Below are 19,380 nucleotides of genomic sequence, written 5' to 3' on the forward strand. Positions count from 1 at the left end.
TTTGAAGAAAAATACGCCGCATTGATGTTTAAAGATTCAATGCGGCGTTTTTGTTACCTAAAGAGAATGTGATTGAGTTGTTAACTTAGACCTTGGTCACTGTTTGAAACTTGTTAATCAGAGAAAACAGGCGCATTCTTGTTTACTATTGGAAACATGGTTTCCGCTTTATGGAACTTTTGCTTTTTGAGATGGCTGACTCTACGTATAAGAGCTTGGCAAAATGGAGAATAAAATGACTCAAGAACATGCGACTCAGGAACTTCTAGTTACTCCTTTACATGCTTTGCACATTGAAGTTGGTGCAAAGATGGTTCCTTTCGCAGGCTATGATATGCCTGTTCAGTATTCACTAGGCGTAAAAAAAGAGCACTTGCATACTCGTGAGGCTGCGGGACTGTTTGATGTTTCGCATATGGGTCAGCTTCGTCTGCATGGTGAAGGTGCTGCTCAAGCACTAGAAACTCTCGTTCCTGTGGATATCGTAGACTTGCCTCAAGGTAAGCAGCGTTACGCATTTTTCACTAATGAAGAAGGTGGCATTTTAGACGACCTTATGGTGGCTAATTTAGGTGACCATTTGTTTGTAGTTGTTAATGCAGCTTGTAAAGAACAGGATATCGATCATCTGCAAGCTCATTTACCTTCAGGGGTTGAACTTGAAGTGATCGAAGACAGAGCGCTATTAGCACTACAAGGCCCAAAAGCCGCCGAAGTTCTGGCTCGTCTACAACCTGCTGTTGCTGATATGCTTTTTATGGATATTCAGCAAGTTAGTATCGATGGTATTGAGTGTGTCGTTAGCCGCAGTGGTTACACTGGCGAAGACGGCTATGAGATTTCCGTTCCAGCAGACCAAGCTCAAAAACTGGCAACTAAGCTGACTTCATTTGAAGAAGTGGAATGGATAGGTCTAGGAGCTCGTGACTCTTTACGTCTAGAGTGTGGTTTATGTCTATATGGTCACGATTTAGACACAACAACGACTCCAGTCGAAGCAAGTTTGCTATGGGCGATTCAACCTGTGCGCCGTACTGGCGGTGCTCGTGAGGGGGGATTCCCTGGCGCTGAGATTATTCTCAACCAGATCGCGACTAAAGATGTCGCTCGTAAACGTGTTGGTTTGGTTGGTCAAACGAAAGCGCCAGTACGCGAAGGCACTGAGTTGTTTGATGCTGATGGTCAACAGATTGGTATCGTCACAAGTGGTACTGCGGGGCCAACAGCAGAAAAGCCGGTTTCTATGGCTTATGTTCGCACCGATTTTTCAGCAGTCGGTACAGAAGTATTCGCAGAAGTTCGCGGTAAGATGCTACCGATGTTGGTCGAAAAAATGCCGTTTGTACCGCAAAGATACTACCGCGGTTAATCGAATCTAAATAAATAGGTTAGTCCTAAGAGTCGTAAGTCTAGTCTTACGGCTCTTTTTTATTTACATTAGCCGTCTAAAATTATTAGTAACAGATGTAAGCAACGGATTACCGCTATGAAGAAACAGGTTGCAATACTATCAACCCTATTAGGTGTGTGTAGTCATGCATCAGCAGCTGAAGATTATACAGCGTATATAGTGAACGGCTCTAGCGCCGATATCACAACCTTTTCTTCTTACGTTGCCTTGTTTGTCGATTTGATTGAATACAACAACACCTACTATGAAGGGAGTTATTGTGGTGGAACAATCTTGGATTCCACACATATACTCACTGCCGCTCACTGCGTTTATAGCGCGGATCCAGATAACAACCTGTATTCGCTGTTTACAACAGTAGTTCCTAGCTTACAGTATGAGAGTTATTTCCCTTACAACATCACAGAAAAGAAGCGTGTAGCCAAAATCTATTATCGGGATGATTTCAACAGTTCTACGCTGAATAATGATTTGGCGATTCTGCAATTGGAATCCGCATTAACAACAATCAACACTAGTTATTACGCTAACAGACCTTCGACAGGTACTACTTACCGTAGTACTTCAGAGACTTTTTATGCGGTCGGGCATGGCAATACCAAAACTGGTGTTGATGATAAAGATGATTTACAGATGGCCTCTTTAAAGTATGTCGATAATAGCGCTTGTAACTACAGCAATATGACAGACACCAAACTATGTATGGAAGGAGTGGTAAGCCCATCCAATGGGCTGGAAGCGAGTACCTGTCAAGGTGATTCTGGAGGCCCTCTATATTGGTACACTGGTGGTAACTACATTCAAGTGGGATTAACCAGCTATGGTCCGGCAACATTTTGTGGTGATCCCAGTAAAAGCGCTACGTCTGTATTTACAGAAGTTTACGATTATGAATCTTGGATAGACAGCGTACTTGCTGGTACTGAAACGGCCAACTATGTGGCTACCGATGCCAAAAGAAAGGCTTATGTAGACAATATCGGAAAAGAATCCTCAAGCTCAGGAGACTCTGGGGGAGGTTCGCTAAGTTTCATCTCGTTGTTGATTATGGGCTTTTGGGCGTCAATCAGGCGCAAAGTTCAATAATGTATCTTCAGTTTCCTTACAATAATTATTTAAGCCGTCGTCAAAACGGCTTTTTTAATGTTAAACAACGACATATTTTTCACATCGTTTCCTGCATCATTGAATGACTTTTTGATTATTGAGATCCAGTTCTATAGTTTATTAGCTTTAACTTGTTTACATAACGTTTACATGCACAATGCTACTTAATCTATTGATATCATTGTCTGTATAAATAATTAACTATAAAGAGAATTTTCTTGAATAAATGTAAGTCGTTATTGGGACCTATTTATCCTTTAGTCGCTGCTTCGATTGCGATGATTGTTTTGTTTACTCTTTCACGTATAGGTTTGTCTTTATGGCACTTCGATCGCGTATCGGATGCACATGGTTGGGGAGAGATCTTGCTGAGTGGGTTGCGCGTTGATATCGCCTCTGTATCCTATCTGTTTATTCTTCCTGCATTATTAGCTTCATTGATTTCAGGTGAACACTTCATCGGACGCATGTGGAACTGGGTTCTGCGCGTTTGGATTACCGCTGGGCTTTGGTTAGTGGTTTACATGGAAGCGGCTACCCCTCCATTTATCATTGAATACGATTTACGGCCAAATCGATTGTTTGTTGAATATCTAATTTATCCTAAAGAAGTGTTTGGCATGCTTTGGTCAGGCTACAAGCTTGAGTTGTTTTTAGGTCTGACCGTGAGTGTGGTAACGCTTATTGTAGGTTGGAAATGGTCTGCATCTCTTGTGAAAGCATTGAGTTACCCTCGTTGGTACTGGCGTCCTTTTATTGCTGTTGCGCTTGTTGCTGTATGCTTAATGGGTGCTCGTTCATCGCTTGGTCATCGTCCATTAAACCCAGCGATGGTCGCATTTGCTGCCGACCCGTTAGTGAATGACTTAACGTTAAACTCTTCTTACTCGGTAATATTTGCAGCCAAGCAGATGAGCTCAGAAGCGAGTGCGTTTGAGTTTTATCCAAAAATGGATAAGCAACTGATTGTCGAGCAGATCAAAGATTCTATGAATGTTGATCCACAATCGTTTACTGATAACCAGAAGCCGACTCTCGCTAATCATTTCGCGTCTTATACAGGGCCAAGAAAGAATGTCGTGATTCTATTGTTGGAGAGTCATGGTGCACGTTACGTTAAAAGTTTAGGTGGTATTGATGCTTCTCCAAACCTAGACAAGCTGATTCAAGAAGGCTGGGCATTTACAAGAATGTACGCAACAGGTACTCGCTCTGTTCGCGGTATTGAAGCGGTAACAACAGGTTTTTCCCCGACACCAGCTAGAGCTGTAGTTAAATTGGGTAAGAGCCAGACTAACTTCTTTACCATTGCTAATTTGTTGAAAGCAAACCAATACCATACTCAATTTATCTATGGTGGAGAAAGTCATTTCGACAACATGAAGAGCTTCTTCCTAGGAAATGGCTTTGTTGATATGCAAGACTTCCCAACGTTTTCTTCTCCAAAATTTGTTGGTTCTTGGGGAGCGTCGGATCAAGATCTCTATACTAAGGCCGATGCACAATTTACACAGCTTGCACAAACTGAACAGCCATTTTTCAGCTTAGTGTTTACGTCTTCAAACCACAGCCCATTTGAATATCCAGATGGTGTTATTGAACCTTACAATGAACCTAAACAAACTGTAGAAAATGCGGTTAAGTACGCTGACTATTCTTTAGGTGAGTTTGTCGAAAAGGCGAAGAAATCCAAATATTGGAACAATACTGTTTTTGCAGTGATTGCAGATCATGATGCTCGCGCGACAGGCACACTTCCAGTACCGATTGGACACTTTAAAATTCCCGCTGTGATCTTTGGTGGTGGTATTGAACCTCGAGTAGATGATCGTTTGGTGAGTCAAATTGATTTGGTACCAACACTGCTATCGTTAGCTGGTATCAGTAGTCAGAACCCGATGATAGGGCACGATCTGACACATGAAGTTCCCGTAGAAAAGCAACGTGCGATGATGCAACGAGATAAGAACTTTGCTTGGATGACTGCAGATAATGAGGTTGTAGTGATTCAGCCAGAGAAGGGTATCTCAACGTATACTTATAATCCAAGTGAAGATTCGTTGACGGCTGCATCTCTCAGTGACGAGACGGTTGTTAAAGCTCACGCGAATGCTATGTGGGGTAATTTGGCGTTTGATAACAATTACTATACGGCTCAAAAGAGCTACGCTGTGAAACAATAACAAGAATGTCCTCAAGCAGTTGTTTTTGACGCTGCTTGAGGAATAACATCACTTTTAAGTAGTGTATAGCGGCTAGCGCTGGCAATGGACAGAGGTTTAGAAAACCAATAGCCCTGAAAATAGGATGCTCCCATATCTTTATACTTTTGGAACATCGCTTGATCTTCAATCCCTTCAAACACAATATCAATTCCTTTCGAGCGACATAACTGAGTAATAAACTGTAGGTATTGCTCGTAGGCGTCGTTGGTCATCGATTTTGTCGTCATCACTCTATCTATCTTGATTTGGTTTAGTGGCAAGCCCAGGAAACTGTGAATAGAGCTAAAACCAGAACCAAAGTCATCGAGCGAAAGAGAAAATCCCATACTGCTCAAAATATAAATCTGGTTTAATGCATTTTTGTTCCCGTCGAGCATGACGGTCTCTGTTAATTCGAGAACGATGGATTTTGGTTCGACGTTAGAATTTACAGCGAGAGTGTATAGGTTTGAGGGGAAATTAGTATCTAAGAGTTGTAGTACTGAAACGTTGACGTTAACGCGTATATCAGCTTGATTTAATTGGTTATAGCGACTGATGAACTCACATGCTTTGCCAAAAACCAAATACCCTAATTCATTGATTAAGCCTTTTTTCTCGGCAATTGGAATAAATTCATCGGGATATATTTCACCGTAACCTTTAGAACGCCATCTGACTAACGCTTCAAAGCTGGCAACTTTTCCATTTTCTGCATTTATTATGGGTTGGAATTTTACGCTAAGCGATCGAGAGTGGATCGCTTCTTTAAGTTCTTTCTCAATGAAGAAGAAACGGTCAACACTGTGCTGGGTTCTACCGGTATAGATTTCAATTCGGGACCGGTTATTTTCACCTGCAAACTGGCAGGTTCTTGAAGCAATACTTAAGCATTCAGGAGCCGTTAAGCTCGTGTCTACATATGGATATACGCCAATACTAATTTTGTCTCCATACAACTTGCCATATTCAAGTGTAGATTCAGCATAGTGCTTGAGGATGTTCTGGCATAGCCTTTGCAGTTCCCCTGTTGTGTAGTCTCCGTATAGTAGAACGGCAAAATCATCGGAACGTACACGATAATGTTCGCAACTATCATTCGGAAGTACGCGTAATGCGCCTGTTAAATGTTCAATAATCTGTTGAAAAACATCTGTGCCGTATTGATTAAGATAAGACTTAATATCGTCAATTTGGATGTAGAGCAGGGTGGCATTCAGTTGCGGCTTTTTAGCGAGAGCTTCTATGTCGTGTATCAGCTTGGTTCTATTTGAAAGCCCAGTAGCGTTGTCGAAAAAGGCAGCTTGATGGAGGTAGGATTCCATCAGTTTTTGATCGGAAATGTCTCGATGGCATCCGACCATAAAAGTTTTTCCACATATGTTTTTTGTCGTCGCAACACCTTCAACCCAAACGTACTGGCCATTGGCTTTTCTTAAGCGGTATTGAGTAGCGAGATTGCCGCCTTCGTCAATATGCTGTCCTATACGGCTATCAAGCAAGGCTGAATCTAAAGGATGGACAATGTTAAACCAATCTGCCAGCTCAATTGTCTTCGTTTCAAAGCCAAATTGATGGTAGAACTCAGGGTTATAAAAAGTCATCAAACCCTGTTCATCCATATAGAAAACGCCGTGTTTGAACACGTCGAAAATGTGTACTAAACGTTTCAAGTAAGTATCATCCAGAACATTCTCTATAACAGATAAATTATCTTGTTTTAACGACATAACCGCATACCAACTATAACAACCGCTAACCATAATGCGACATATGGATGAAAGTAATGTGAATCTAACACATTGGTAAAAAAACAGAGTTTTAGATTATTAATACTAAACGATGTTTCAATTTAAATCTAAATGAATACTGATTCAATTATTGATAATAATAATTGTTGTTAATCGTGCTGTAGCGCAAGCTTTAATGACAAAAAAGTCCACTTGCAATAACGCATCTCTTTGATGTTTAAAACAATAGACCTATAAAAAAGCGGCTCTAAGCCGCATTTTTTCGTAGATATGAACTTAACGTTCCCAATATGCTTCTTCTAAGCTGTCTTCACGTTCAGGTAGCGAACGAGATAAGCGAGGAGAATGCTGCGTCAGAACTTCATAGCTGACACGGTTTGCGTATTTACACACTTGAGAAAGAGAAGAATATGTTAGGTATGGTTGATCATGCTTAACAGAATTTGGCACATTAATCAGATGGAAGGCATTGGCCGCCATATCATGCAATAGGGCAGATAGTGCTCCGTCACCGGCACCATTAGTATTCTTGATTTCGAGTGGGCCACCAAGATAAGGTCCGATATGCGAATAGATTTTAACTGGGTTCGCACAATCGTTTTTGCGCATAGCACGGCTGAATTCGTACTTATTAAATTCAGGAATGTTGCCCGGAAGTAGAGGCAATTCGGTTTCGCGCTTACTGGACTCGTCGGTATAACCGGCCATAAACAAGCCGATTGGGCCTGCGGTACACAGCACTAAATCAACCCATTGCAGTGCGATATCTGAAGCTAAAAGAGGATCTTTGTGCCCAGTTAATGCTTCACCTTCTTCTTCATTCATTGCAACGATAGTGACGTTTTCTTTGAGAAATTCTTGCCACCATTTCTCATTGCCCTCAATGACATATTTAGTGCCTAGAGTTAAGACAACAGGAATGTTATTTGCTTTAGCCAGTTCAATAGCACGCTGAACAGCCTGTGGCATCGGGTCTTCCGGCTTTCCACGCATAAGATAAGAGGAAACAACTAGGGCTGAAGCTTTTTCGAATACTTGTTCGGGAATACTATCCGGACGTAATTTGTTCATGTGTCCTTCATTAATCGCAAACGTACGTTCACCGTCTTCAGTGATTAACGTATAGCAACGACCTATAGGACCATCAACGGTTTGAAGATGATTCAGGTTCATGCGTGAAGAAGTTCGACATAAGTAACGATAGGCAAATGAACCGACTTCGATGTTTTTAGACATAACACCAAGAAGTACTGATTTGCTATCCGCCAGTACGGAATAGTTGTGTAGCGTATTACCAATGGTGTCACCCGGATGTTGATGGGTGATGAGATTTAACTCAACCAGCTCTCTATACAAGGCATCCGCTTTAGACTCTTCAAGGACAAGGGAATGACCTTTACTTAAATCGTATTTGGCTAGGAAGTCGTTATCGACTCGGGCCTCAATATCAACAATCGTCTGACCGACACCGATGATGGTTGGTCTATGTAGCTTAGGCGCTTGCTGTATGTGGTTGAGTAATGGATCTCGAGCATGTGTCGGAAAGTAGTGCTTAGATTTACGCTGTCCGGGAAACTTCATCTTGATTGTTTAGGGGAAAGAAATATTTCGTGCATAATATCACAAATATATTTTTTTATTTTCATTTTATTACACGGTAAATGGTTAGAGAGATAAACCATTTACCGTATAACTAACTCATTATTGAGTGCTGGTTTGGTTAACAGGAAATGCGTTGTACGCCTTTGTTCCCCAGAGCGGAACGGTCGACAAACTGTGCTTAAAACTGCCATCCGTTTCTTTGGTTGTGTATGACAAATAAAGTAGCGTTTGATTTTCCGGGTCAAAAATACGTCGAACCTTCATGGTCTTAAAGAAAATACTTTTTGACTGCTTGAACACTACTTCGCCAGACTTGCTCTTATCAATGGATGCGATCATGTCTGGAGTGATGTCGCCGGTTTGTCGGCAAGAGATTGAGCTGTCACTTGGGTCTGAAAGGCTCAAATTCGCTTCAATGGACGCTATATGGCAGGTGACACCCAGAACTTTGTCATCGTGAAGAGACGCGATTTTTATGTCCTTTAAGGTAAAAACGCCTAGGGAAACATCGCCTACTTCGTTGTCTGAACATCCGAGTAGTAGGGTAGACAGTCCTACCATCAAAAGTATTTTTTTCATTGTTCATCCTATGGAGATCTGTACACAACTGAACTCATCATAACCTAACTTGATAACAGATGCTGAACCAAATATCTGACAGTAAACAAAGAAAGAGCTGTAGATGAGATATCAAGACTTGTGAGATTGAGTGTACCTAAGTATCCTTCGCTTATTCATTACAGCTAAATCAGGTTTTAGCGTAATCACTTCAATAGAAGAAGAATTCATGACAGATTCCTATCCAAACGTCTTTAAAGTGAAAAATCAGTGGCTGTTTGATCAAGTTGAGGTGGAGTTTCCAACACCAGAGAGTTTAAAAGGTAGGGCGATATACAAGTCTCTTTGTGAAGATAAACTAGTGACGTTATTGACTAATAATAGTGCTCAAGAGTCAGACATTGATTTAGATGATATTTATCTGGTTGATTTTCATCGTTTGACGGTGATGTTCTCACTGTTGCAAGCATCGAGAGGACGTGATGAACAAGAGCAAAACTATCTGTTAGAGTTTTTCACCCAAATTATATTCTCTGAGCCTTGCTACCTTTATGTTGGGTTCAAGCAATCGGAGCCGGTCGCTGCAGCTTTAATTACTGAGTCTGAAAACGAACTCTTGGTTTCAGATGTTGTAATTAAAGACCTTGCTTATAGTTCTGCTGATTTGTTCGCTCAAGCAGTGATACAAAAGTGGCTAATAAGTCACGATTTTTCAGGCTCGGTCTATATCGAACAGTAAGTTAAAGCATCCGTTGGCGTTGGAAATTTCCGGTTTGTTTTAAACAGTGACGATGCTACAAAATATCAATATTGATCCGTAACTACATTTCAAATTGTTAACTGAATCATTTTTCCTATTTCTTTTGTATTTAAACTGCATAGAAAGGAGAAATATTATGGTTGGCAAAAAGACGAAGTGCGTTATTTTCGATTGTGAAGGGACATTGGTCGACAGTGAACGCTTGTGTTGTGAAGCCCTAGTACAAGTATTTAATGAAATTGGGGCAGAGCTAACTATCGAAGATATTATTGATAACTTTGAAGGTGGCAAAATTGCTGACATTATGCACGCAACTTTGCAATTGGCTGAAAAGTCAGCAGATGTTGATGTTTTAGAACAGCGATATCGCGAAGTGTTAGAGCCTCTATTCTTACAAAAACTCACGCCAATGCACGGTGCAGTAGAACTTTTAGACTGGCTTAGAGGAACGGGAACTGAATTCTGCGTAACATCGAATGCGCCCAAAGAGCGTATTGAATCCATTCTAAAATCTGCTGGGCTATACCACTATTTCCAAGGTAAGATTTTTTCTGCATTCGAAGCAAATAGCTGGAAACCCGAACCTGATTTGATTCGCTACTGTGCGATGAATATGGGCTTTATGTTAGATGAATGTGTTTACGTTGATGATACACACAAAGGTGTGAAAGCCGGATTGAATGCCGGAGTTACCACCTTTCAAATTACGCCTTTGGCTTGGCAAAACCGAGTTTCTCACCCCAAAGTTACAGTGCTAGAGAGTTTAGAGCAGTTAACTCTGTATTTAGCCTAACTTTTTATTGTTTTAATGAAGTGTATTCTCAGGCACATGGATGTACGGGGTTAATACCACACTAGCGGTTAAAATTTTTGCTTCAATGCTACTCAATTCTTCCGTGTGAAAACCACATTTACCACACGTGAACTTTTCACCACTTTCAGATATCAAATATTCATCGCTTTGACATAGCGGACAACACTCGATCATTTTCATCACACATTCTCTTTGTATAGTTTTTATTATCTTGTTTTAGCGATTGCTTCTTTTATGTTCAGAATATACGGAATGTTGGACTGTGATGGTTATAATTAGATTATTCTTTCATTTTTTGAGATTCATTTCATAAATCTATGAATTGCGTTTGTTGATTTATTAACCTTAATTAACGAATACCGCGAATTTGGTAGAAACTTAGAACAGTCAAAGAAGAAAAACATAAATGGGGTCGAATAAATGGAAGATAAATTCTGCATCGTTTTAACCACAACAAACAGTCAAGAAGTCACACAGCAGCTGATTCGATACCTATTATCAAATCAACTGGCTGCATGTATTCAAACACTGCCCATTAATAGTCATTACATTTGGCAAGGTGAGGTATGTAATGACGAAGAGATCCTATTGGTTATAAAAACGCAATCCAAATTGTTTGATCAAATCACGGAGGCGATTGAACAGATTCACAATTATGAAGTACCTCAACTCGTTCAGGTGCCTATTACCGATGGCTTTAACCCGTATCTTGAATGGATTGAAGCTAATACGAATTAATCTTTCAATCTATTAGGGTTAATTCGAATCTGAACGGCGAGTAACGATAATGATGCTAATGCGCCTAATGTGTCGCACAGCATGTCTTTTTGAGCATCCCAAATGTCACCTTGAGACCCTAAAAACGCGATACCTTCATCACCACCAGCAAAATCCGCATACCACCATTCAACAATTTCGTAGCCAGCGGCAATACTCATAATACAAAACAGAGCATAGCTAGCGGCTAACCAAGGTGTCGCAAGTTTCTTTCGTATCAACAGTTCTGCAATTGGGTACGCATACAAACCAATGGAAAAATGAGCGACACGGTCAAAGTTGTTTCGCTCTGAACCAATCAAGTTATTAAACCAGTCAAAAGGGACTTCAGAGAAGGTATATTTCGCGCCAATCGTGTGAAGCGTCAGCCATACAAAAAACAGAATATAAGACGTGGTACTTAATCGCTGTTTCATAGAGACCAACCATACAATCGTTAGAATCAGTAACGCAGGGATAATTTCAGCCACCCAAACAGCACGAGATGTTGGAGATAAGGCGGAAAAAACAAACACGGTTGTATAGGCCAGACTTAAAAATGTCAGGCTTCTTGGTACTGTCATAGTTCAGATGTCCTTTATTCAATTTCCGTGAACATATTTGCATCATTTGAAACAGTGTTCAATTAAGTTGTGTTGGAAATTGGGTAGATTAATTTCAAAGGTAACTGGGATTTGCTCGCATTCTGAAGTGGAAAAATTGAATTAAGGTCAAAGCCTTAATAGTTTCGTCCTATTCTTACTCGACAAACAGCCGCACATAGCTTTGAATAAAAGAAGGGAAAATTGAGAGAAACTATATGACTGAAGCACAGCAAGTGTCCGCATCGTTTCAAAACTATGTTGAGAATCCGTTACTGTGGCCAATTCTGGAAGTGTTGAAACGTCAACCATCCGGTTGGAAAGTTCATACGCTTGCCGCGCATTTAAGTGAACTTGAACTGATGCCGATATTGGATGACGCTCCAGAAAAAGATTTGTTCAAACGCAATTTTCTTATCATGAACGCGCTCTATCAACTGCAAGAGACGTTATACCCTAAGCAATGGTTACAAGTCGAAGCGATGGATATTATTCTGATGCCAATGTTTCGCAATGCCTCGCACGTTATTGATGTTGAAGATCCTTTGCGCGAATATTATTCACAGTGGGAGCACTATGAAGCGAGTGAAGGGGAAGTAAAACGTCTTCTCCATGAATTCTGGACTCGCTATCGTAAGTTTGTTGGTGGTAGCAGCAAAGACTTAAATCGACAGCAAGCCTTGCGCTTATTCGAACTCCACGATGATGCTACACACTTTGAAATCCGCAAAACTTGGCGAAAGCTCGCTCTGAGATGGCATCCGGACAGAGATAATGGCAATGCGGACAAATTTAGGATCTTATGTGAGGCTTGGAATATTCTTCGCCAAGAGGCATAGAATTCTTTGACCAGAGAAAAACAGCGCTATTTAGCGCTGTTTTTTGTTTCCATCACTCTTAATTCTTGAACTTAGCTTTGCGCATGCGGTTCAGTGCTGCCATCGCATCGAGTATGCGAGGCTTCGCCAAATCACCATGGTTTGGCATGTTTTCGTGCCAATTGTTGTTAAGAAGAGCTGCGAAATCTTTAGCTGGGTTTTTCGACCAACCTGGCGTCTGTGCAAGCTGGAACCAAAGCCAACCAATCGCATTAATTTCTGAAGGAGACTCTATCTGCTCTAGTGCGTTTAAGTCAGTAAACTCTTTACCAAAGCGAAGTGAATCTGTGCCTTTTGCAGATACGCGGAATTTCCCTTCTGCCAATATAGCTTGTAATGCCATGCAGTTTAGTGAGCGAGGCTTAATGATTTCTAGCGGCGTCTCACATTCGTTTTTACGCTCAGTAGGGTGAAGCGCAATCACTTGCTGTGCTTTTTCTGTCACGTCAATCGCTTGGAAATCATGCATTTGAATCACAGTGTCAGCCACATCAAGGTAGTCCCCAGAACCACCCATGACAACTAGACTTGATATTCCCATTTCATCTCGCAGTTGACCAATGCGATCGACTAACGGAGTAATAGGTTCATCACCTTTACTTACCAATGCCTGCATGCGTTCGTCACGGATCATGAAGTTGGTTGCTGAAGTATCTTCATCAATCAGCAAAGTGCTAGCACCAGCTTCGATCGACTCTTGTAGCCAAGCGGCTTGTGAGGTAGAGCCAGATGCATCTTGAGTACTAAAGTTGCGAGTATCTCTGCCTAAAGGCAAGTGGTTGATGTAGTTCGACAGGTTGAGGCTGTGCACGCAGCGACCATCTTCAGCGCGAATTTTCATGGCATTGATATCAGCCACAATGCCCTCACGGCCATCACCCGGAATATGGTTGTAGATTGAACGTTCAATTGCAGTAAGCAAGGTTGATTTACCGTGAAAACCACCGCCGACAATCAAAGTGATACCTTTTGAAATGCCCATTCCGCGCACTTCACCTTTATTAGGTGCCACCAAAACCGTTTCCAGCTCTTTCGGAGACTGGAAAGCAACCGCATCTTTCATTGGTAGGTCGCAGTTACCAGCAATACGTGGCAACACACTTCCATTTGCAACAAAGGCAACCAAATTTTTCTCATGAAGTTGAGAACGCAATGCTTCTTGGTCTTCAATGATTTCACAGTGATGAGTCAGCGCTTCAATATCCAGTTCACGAGCATTCGTCGCTTTGCGAATGAACTTAGGCATATGAAACGTAAGCGTATTGAGTGCTTTCTTCGCAAGAATGTCACGTCCTTCAGCAGGCAGAGACATACGAAAACGTAATTCAATGCCGTGTTCAGTAAATAATACGGCGGTACTATCCATTACGGTTTGGCCAGTGATATGAATAGTCACGGAGTTTTCTTGCTTGGCGAATTCTGCGAATGAGCGAGCGATAAAGTCGCGGGCAGCCATTTGATAAGCAGGAGACTTGTCTTTCAACCATGCTAAGCCAGTGAGTGACCATGCTCTTGTCGCACGCAAGCGCGAAGCTGACGCGAACGGATCTGACTGAACATAATCGATGTACAGATTGTAGTCGCCGAAATCATATTCGCCTTTAATTTGCTGATATGCGCGATAATTCTGCTTTTCGAGTTTTTTCAGTTTTGCTGTTAATACATCCATCACGACTGCTCTTGGAATAATGAAAAGGGGGCGATTATAGGTAGCCCTATCAAGGGAGTAAAGCCATGTGTTGTTTAATCCTTGAGGGATAAACAAAAACTGTACTCTATTTAGGAGTACAGTTTTAGTGGCAGTAGGGTATTTGTCAACAAAGAGGCGGTTCAAGACAAGGTGATCTGATACCCGCCAGTGGTTGAGTTTGTTAACATTCTTCCGTTAGGAATGGTTTTAGGTCGACGTCTTTTGAGTAGTCGATATTCTCAAAACCAAATCCATTGAGATTGAGAAACTCTTGCTTGAATCCTTGGTAATCGCCCAGTTGTTTAAAGTTCTCGGCATTCATTTCGCCAAGAATCGCCAATACTTTTTCCTGAGTATCTTTGTTAAGTTCCAGATCATCCATTCGAATCAAACGTTCGTTATCAACTGGCGTAGTGACATTCTCTCCTAGATACAGTTTTTCACTGAATAAACGTTGCATTTGTTCAATACAGCCTTCATGAGTGCCTTTCTCTTTCATCACTCGATAAAGCGCTAAAATGTATGGGCTTAAGCCAGGAATAAACACACTCGCTTTTGTGACCAACGCCTTACAAACCGAAGCGTAAGCGCCACCATTGTAATTGGCCAATTTCAAATTAAGAGAGTGGCTGGTTTGGTGCAAATCAACTTTTGCATAACCCAAGGTACCATCAAGATAGATAGGGTGGGTGATTTCCGGGCCAATGTATGAGAAAGCAACGGTTTTACAACCTTCTGCGATAGAGTCAGAGTTGATCAAAGTATCAATCCAGTTCTCCCAGTCTTCGCCGCCCATTACCTTAACGGTGCTTGCTATCTCTTCATCTGTTGCCGGTTCAAGCGTGCTATTTACCCAGCTATCGTTCTCCAGAATGATGGTGGAACCTGATACTGCATCACCAATAGGTTTGATGGCGGAACGCCAGAACTCGTCACTGTCACCTTTTCGGCGCATACCACTAGCGATACTGTATATAACGAGGTCAACTTCACCTTCGAAGTACGTTTCTATCGCTTCGATCACTTGTTCACGAATGTCATTTGAGAACACATCACCGTCAATATTGACGGCTACATTACCGTTTTGTTCGGCGTACTTTTTAAAGAAATGGTTGTTGTAAAACCCTGCACTGCCCACGCCTTTGTCAGATGGTCCGCGCTCCATAGAAACGCCAATTGTGTCAGCATTCGCACCGCCGAATGTTAACGCGACACGTGCGGCAAGCCCAAAACCGGATGATGAACCTAAAACCAATACACGTTTAGGGCCATGTTTAATTGGGTTTGCTGATTTAACGTATTGAATTTGCTTTAGAATGGCTTGTTCGCAACCGAAAGGATGTGCAGTACGAGCAACCACACCCTGAATTACGGGTTCTATGAGCATTATTGGTACCTTCTGGTTCTTTGGGGCAGTAACAATAGCGCAAAGTTAGATAAATTTTATTGAGCTGAGGCAACAGACCTACAATTAGCGGACCATAATAATACATTAAAGCAGAGGCTCTAGTTGGTCTGCCATGAAATCCGCTATCCATGGTTGAGCGTCAGGTTTTGGGTGCAGTCCGTCTTGCATCATCCATTCAGGTTTGATGATGACTTGCTCCAAAAAAAACGGCACAAGTGGCACAGATTTCTCGTTGGCGATGTTTGGATACAGCTGTGAGAAGGCATCACTGTAGCGTTTGCCGTAATTTGGCGGAATACGGATTTGCATCAAGATCACTTGACTGTCTTGTGCGTGAATAGTGTCAATCATGGTTTTCAGATTGTTTTCAACAAGCTGAGGAGGGAATCCTCGCAGTCCGTCATTGGCGCCGAGTTCAATCAAAACGGAGTCAGGTTTGTGCTGTTTGAGTAATGAAGGTAGACGTGATAATCCGTTACCTGTTGTATCGCCTGATATACTTCCGTTAATTACTGTTACAGATTTCCCTTTGTTTTTTAAAGCATCACCAAGCAAATTAGGCCAAGCTTGTTCTATAGACATGTTATAGCCGGCGCTCAAACTATCACCCAACACTAAGAGTGTGTTACTACTAGCGTTGGTCGAGAAAAATACAACAAGAAGCAAGGAAAGTAGTCTAGTCATGCAATCATCCGTTATTTCAGCTCAGTCTTTATCTAAAGTAGTCTCCACCAATCAGGAGCAATTAACAATCCTCAAAGAGGTGAATCTTGATATTCGCCAAGGCGAAAGCGTGGCCATCGTTGGTACTTCTGGCGCAGGTAAATCGACCTTGATGACACTGCTTGCAGGATTGGACACGCCGACCAGTGGAGAAGTTCACCTGTTAGGAAGAGCGCTGACAGAGCTTGATGATGAGGCGAGAGCCGCAATTCGCAGTCAATCGGTAGGGTTTGTATTCCAAAGTTTCTTGCTCATTCCAAGCTTATCGGCATTGGAAAATGTCACTCTACCGTGCTTGTTAAAGGGTGAAGCTGAAGATAAACAACGGGCTGAAGCGCTACTAAAATCGGTGGGATTAGAGCATCGTATTCATCACTCACCGAGTCAGCTTTCGGGTGGGGAACAGCAGCGTGTTGCTCTGGCGCGTGCCTTCATGATAAGCCCTCAGGTGTTATTTGCTGACGAGCCGACAGGTAACCTCGATCAGGAAACCGCCGCGAAAGTTATTGATTTACTCTTTGAGCTGAATTCCCAACATGGAACAACGCTGGTTCTTGTCACTCATGATCCTGTTCTTGCTGCGAGATGCCAGAGACGATTTCATATGACGGCTGGCATGTTGGAGGAGCGAGTATGAAGCTTGCCCCGTCTTTAAATAAACGCCTGTTTCGATGGAGTTTTAGCGAGATTCGTCATGGTCAGTTGTGGCCGATTTCTGTTGCTCTAACACTCATTATTGCCTGCGTGTTTGCGTTAACCGCTTTAGCTGATCGTATGGAACAAGTGGTTGTGAAACAGGGCAAAGATGCGTTGACGGCGGACAGTGTCTTTGTTTCGGCAAATCCTTTGCCCTCAACATTATTGGAACTAACGAATAAGAACAATCTCACCACTTCCACCATGACACGTTTTTCGACTATGGCATTCAGTGATAATGGAATGAAGTTGGTCACAGTCAAAGCGGTAGATAACCGGTATCCACTGCGTGGTGAGATGGCGTTGTCGGATGGTAAAACCATAAAGCATCAGATTCAACCTAACGAGTTATGGCTCGATGAACGGATCTTCAACGAACTGAATGTTGACATTGGTGACAGCGTCACTATTGGCGATGCTGATTTTGTTGTTTCAGGTAGAGTTGTTCAAGAACCCGGCTTGAGCTTCAACCCATTTCAGCAAATGCCTTCTGTTTATATTCATCTGTCGGATGTAGAACGCACAGGAGCGATCCAAATCGGCAGTCGAGTTCAGTATCAGCTTTTCATCAATGCAGAAGATGTTGCGATTGAACAGTTGAAAAAAGCAGTCACTTTGACGCCAAGTGAACGTTGGAGAGATCAAGACAGCGCTAGCAGAACCAATGAGGTGTTTGAAAGAACACAGCAATATCTGTCTTTGACTGTGGCTATCGTGATTATTATGGCGGCCACGACTCTGGTTTTAACCTGTCAGCATTATGTTTCTACCCGCCAGCGTACCATTGCAATGCTTAAAAGTTTGGGTGCCAGCAAGCAATGGGTAGGGCGTTGGTTAGCCATTCAGGTGGCGTTACTACTTGGTTTTGCCGCTGTGAGTGGCATTGTCATCGGTATGGGGCTGGAATATCTGCTGCGAGTGCCTTTGGTCGACCTACTTCCTACACCACTTCCAAGTTATGGTTATAAACCAGCACTAGTTGCTCTGACGTCAAGTGTTTTAATTGCCGTTCCCGCATTAGGTATACCGCTAGGTCATTTGCTAAATGTCAATGCTGCCAGTGTCATGCAGGAAGCTCAAAAGCAAAGCCGGATGCGATGGAATATCGCTCTTGCACTGGTGCCTTTACTGCCCATGCTCGCTTTCTACTGGCAAAACAAGTTGGTTTGGATCGTGCTTGCAGGAATAACGGTGCTGTTTTTGATTCTTGCTTTAATCAGCGTTGTGGTGACACGTTCTTTGGCAAAGTTACCACTTAATACTGCAATGAAGCTGGCTCTTAGCCGGATTAATCGTTCTTCTGTCGCTACGGGAATCCAGTTTGGAGCATTATCACTTTCTCTGATGCTATTGGCTGTAATGTGGTTGGTACGAACAGATTTGTTATCTGACTGGCAGAAAACATTACCAGCCAATGCGGCTAATGCGTTTGCTTTCAATATCGCCACTTATGAGAAAGATGCCTATTTAGGTACCATAGATAAAGCAGGCATTGAACGTTCGGATGCCTATCCGATTATTCGTGGACGATTAACTGAAATTAACGGTGTTGAAGCGAAAACTTATGCTCACGGGGAAGGAAGCAGTGATGCTCTAAGGCGGGAGCTGAACTTCACATGGGGCGATAGTTTACCGACCTATAACGATTTAATTGCGGGAGAGTGGACACAAAGCAAGGGTGTGTCCGTTGAGCAAGACGTGGCAGAAGATCTCGGTCTGAAAATCGGTGATAAACTGACATTCGTTATTAACAGCCAGTCGGTTGAAGCGACAGTGAATACTATACGTCACGTTGAATGGCGCGCAATGAAACCGAATTTCTACTTCATATTTACACCAGATTTATTACAAGACATCCCTAGCTCATGGTTGGTCAGTTTTAGAATCGAACAGCAGCATGATGGGCTGCTAACAGAGCTTTCACGTAATCACCCAACTGTAAGTTTGATGGATATCCGAGTAATGGGCGCAAAAATACAAGATCTGCTTACGCAAATTGTTTGGTCGATAACAGTACTTGCTTTAATGGGCGTAGTAGCAGGTATACTACTGATCTTCACGTTATTGCGCCTAAGCTTGAGCCAACGCCAGCAAGAGATAAGGCTGTACAGGACTTTGGGGGCGAGTCGCCGCCGAGTCACTCAGACCATTTGGTCAGAATTTGGGCTCATGGCTCTGGTCGCTGGAATCGTTGCTGCTCTCAGTGCTGATGTCGTCGTGGCAAGTGTGATGAAATTTGGTTTCGACCTGTCACCTTCGTTACATTTTAATATGTGGTTAGTGTTGCCCATTGTCACTTTTTGCACACTAGCTGCGGTTGTGAACAGTCTAATTAAACGTTTGTTAGTTCCTATAAATAAAGCATTTAATTAGTAATTCCTTGAGTAAGTGAGAGAGTTATCCACAAAAACGGTGGATAA

General features: G+C 42.3%; 16 protein-coding genes. 9 read left to right on the forward strand and 7 right to left on the reverse strand.

Annotated elements, in window-relative coordinates; translation table 11 throughout:
• Positions 1 to 235: 235 nt before the first annotated feature.
• The 3 genes from gcvT (at position 236) to HUO09_RS09155 (ending at position 4,701) form a co-directional block, all read left to right on the forward strand.
• The gene (gene gcvT, locus HUO09_RS09145; RefSeq protein WP_188233744.1) at positions 236 to 1,369 is read left to right on the forward strand and encodes a glycine cleavage system aminomethyltransferase GcvT; all 1,134 of its coding nucleotides are present in this window, start codon (positions 236 to 238) and stop codon (positions 1,367 to 1,369) included.
• Between the two features lie 117 nt (positions 1,370 to 1,486).
• Positions 1,487 to 2,497, forward strand: a complete 1,011-nt coding sequence (locus HUO09_RS09150) for a trypsin-like serine protease (RefSeq protein ID WP_188233745.1) — start codon at positions 1,487 to 1,489, stop codon at positions 2,495 to 2,497.
• A 239-nt stretch (positions 2,498 to 2,736) separates the two neighbouring features.
• Positions 2,737 to 4,701, forward strand: a complete 1,965-nt coding sequence (locus HUO09_RS09155; protein WP_188233746.1) for an LTA synthase family protein — start codon at positions 2,737 to 2,739, stop codon at positions 4,699 to 4,701.
• A gap of 11 nt (positions 4,702 to 4,712) precedes the next feature.
• Here the strand turns inward: HUO09_RS09155 and HUO09_RS09160 are convergent, their stop codons facing one another.
• From HUO09_RS09160 to HUO09_RS09170, 3 genes are all read right to left on the reverse strand, one after another.
• Positions 4,713 to 6,452: an EAL domain-containing protein gene (locus HUO09_RS09160; RefSeq protein WP_188233747.1), complete on the reverse strand. Its 1,740-nt coding sequence runs from the start codon at positions 6,450 to 6,452 to the stop codon at positions 4,713 to 4,715.
• Positions 6,453 to 6,749: 297 nt separating this feature from the next.
• Entirely contained in the window at positions 6,750 to 8,054 is a 1,305-nt protein-coding gene (locus tag HUO09_RS09165) for an inosine/guanosine kinase (RefSeq protein WP_167411421.1), read from the reverse strand.
• Between the two features lie 120 nt (positions 8,055 to 8,174).
• The gene (locus HUO09_RS09170; RefSeq protein ID WP_167411422.1) at positions 8,175 to 8,654 is read right to left on the reverse strand and encodes a CreA family protein; all 480 of its coding nucleotides are present in this window, start codon (positions 8,652 to 8,654) and stop codon (positions 8,175 to 8,177) included.
• 208 nt (positions 8,655 to 8,862) lie between these two features.
• On the opposite strand from HUO09_RS09170, the gene HUO09_RS09175 reads away from it, so the two are divergent.
• The 3 genes from HUO09_RS09175 (at position 8,863) to cutA (ending at position 10,945) form a co-directional block, all read left to right on the forward strand.
• Positions 8,863 to 9,372, forward strand: coding sequence for a hypothetical protein (locus tag HUO09_RS09175; protein WP_188233748.1), 510 nt, complete (start codon positions 8,863 to 8,865; stop codon positions 9,370 to 9,372).
• 157 nt (positions 9,373 to 9,529) lie between these two features.
• Entirely contained in the window at positions 9,530 to 10,186 is a 657-nt protein-coding gene (locus HUO09_RS09180; protein ID WP_188233749.1) for an HAD family hydrolase, read from the forward strand.
• A 441-nt stretch (positions 10,187 to 10,627) separates the two neighbouring features.
• Entirely contained in the window at positions 10,628 to 10,945 is a 318-nt protein-coding gene (gene cutA, locus HUO09_RS09185; RefSeq protein WP_188233750.1) for a divalent-cation tolerance protein CutA, read from the forward strand.
• On the opposite strand, the gene HUO09_RS09190 is transcribed toward cutA, so the two are convergent.
• Complete coding sequence (locus HUO09_RS09190; RefSeq protein WP_188233751.1) at positions 10,942 to 11,547, reverse strand: DUF2238 domain-containing protein; 606 nt, start codon at positions 11,545 to 11,547, stop codon at positions 10,942 to 10,944. The two genes, cutA and HUO09_RS09190, sit on opposite strands and share 4 nt — an antisense overlap.
• Before the next feature lie 236 nt (positions 11,548 to 11,783).
• On the opposite strand from HUO09_RS09190, the gene HUO09_RS09195 reads away from it, so the two are divergent.
• Entirely contained in the window at positions 11,784 to 12,404 is a 621-nt protein-coding gene (locus tag HUO09_RS09195; RefSeq protein WP_188233752.1) for a DNA-J related domain-containing protein, read from the forward strand.
• Between the two features lie 58 nt (positions 12,405 to 12,462).
• Here HUO09_RS09195 and HUO09_RS09200 read toward each other — a convergent pair whose 3' ends face one another.
• From HUO09_RS09200 to tesA, 3 genes are all read right to left on the reverse strand, one after another.
• A complete protein-coding gene (locus tag HUO09_RS09200; protein ID WP_188233796.1) occupies positions 12,463 to 14,112 on the reverse strand; it encodes an ABC-ATPase domain-containing protein in 1,650 nt (549 codons plus the stop codon).
• A gap of 202 nt (positions 14,113 to 14,314) precedes the next feature.
• Positions 14,315 to 15,520 carry an enoyl-ACP reductase FabV gene (gene fabV / locus HUO09_RS09205; protein WP_188233753.1) on the reverse strand — a complete coding sequence of 402 codons (1,206 nt, stop codon included), beginning with the start codon at positions 15,518 to 15,520 and terminating at the stop codon, positions 14,315 to 14,317.
• Between the two features lie 105 nt (positions 15,521 to 15,625).
• Positions 15,626 to 16,225 carry a multifunctional acyl-CoA thioesterase I/protease I/lysophospholipase L1 gene (tesA, locus tag HUO09_RS09210; RefSeq protein ID WP_188233754.1) on the reverse strand — a complete coding sequence of 200 codons (600 nt, stop codon included), beginning with the start codon at positions 16,223 to 16,225 and terminating at the stop codon, positions 15,626 to 15,628.
• On the opposite strand from tesA, the gene HUO09_RS09215 reads away from it, so the two are divergent.
• Positions 16,224 to 16,901: an ABC transporter ATP-binding protein gene (locus tag HUO09_RS09215; RefSeq protein WP_167411430.1), complete on the forward strand. Its 678-nt coding sequence runs from the start codon at positions 16,224 to 16,226 to the stop codon at positions 16,899 to 16,901. The two genes, tesA and HUO09_RS09215, sit on opposite strands and share 2 nt — an antisense overlap.
• A complete protein-coding gene (locus HUO09_RS09220) occupies positions 16,898 to 19,333 on the forward strand; it encodes an ABC transporter permease (protein ID WP_188233755.1) in 2,436 nt (811 codons plus the stop codon). Before HUO09_RS09215 ends, HUO09_RS09220 begins: the two co-directional genes overlap by 4 nt.
• Positions 19,334 to 19,380 lie beyond the last annotated feature (47 nt).

Source organism: Vibrio sp. Y2-5, from assembly GCF_014596725.1.
Taxonomy (GTDB): domain Bacteria; phylum Pseudomonadota; class Gammaproteobacteria; order Enterobacterales; family Vibrionaceae; genus Vibrio.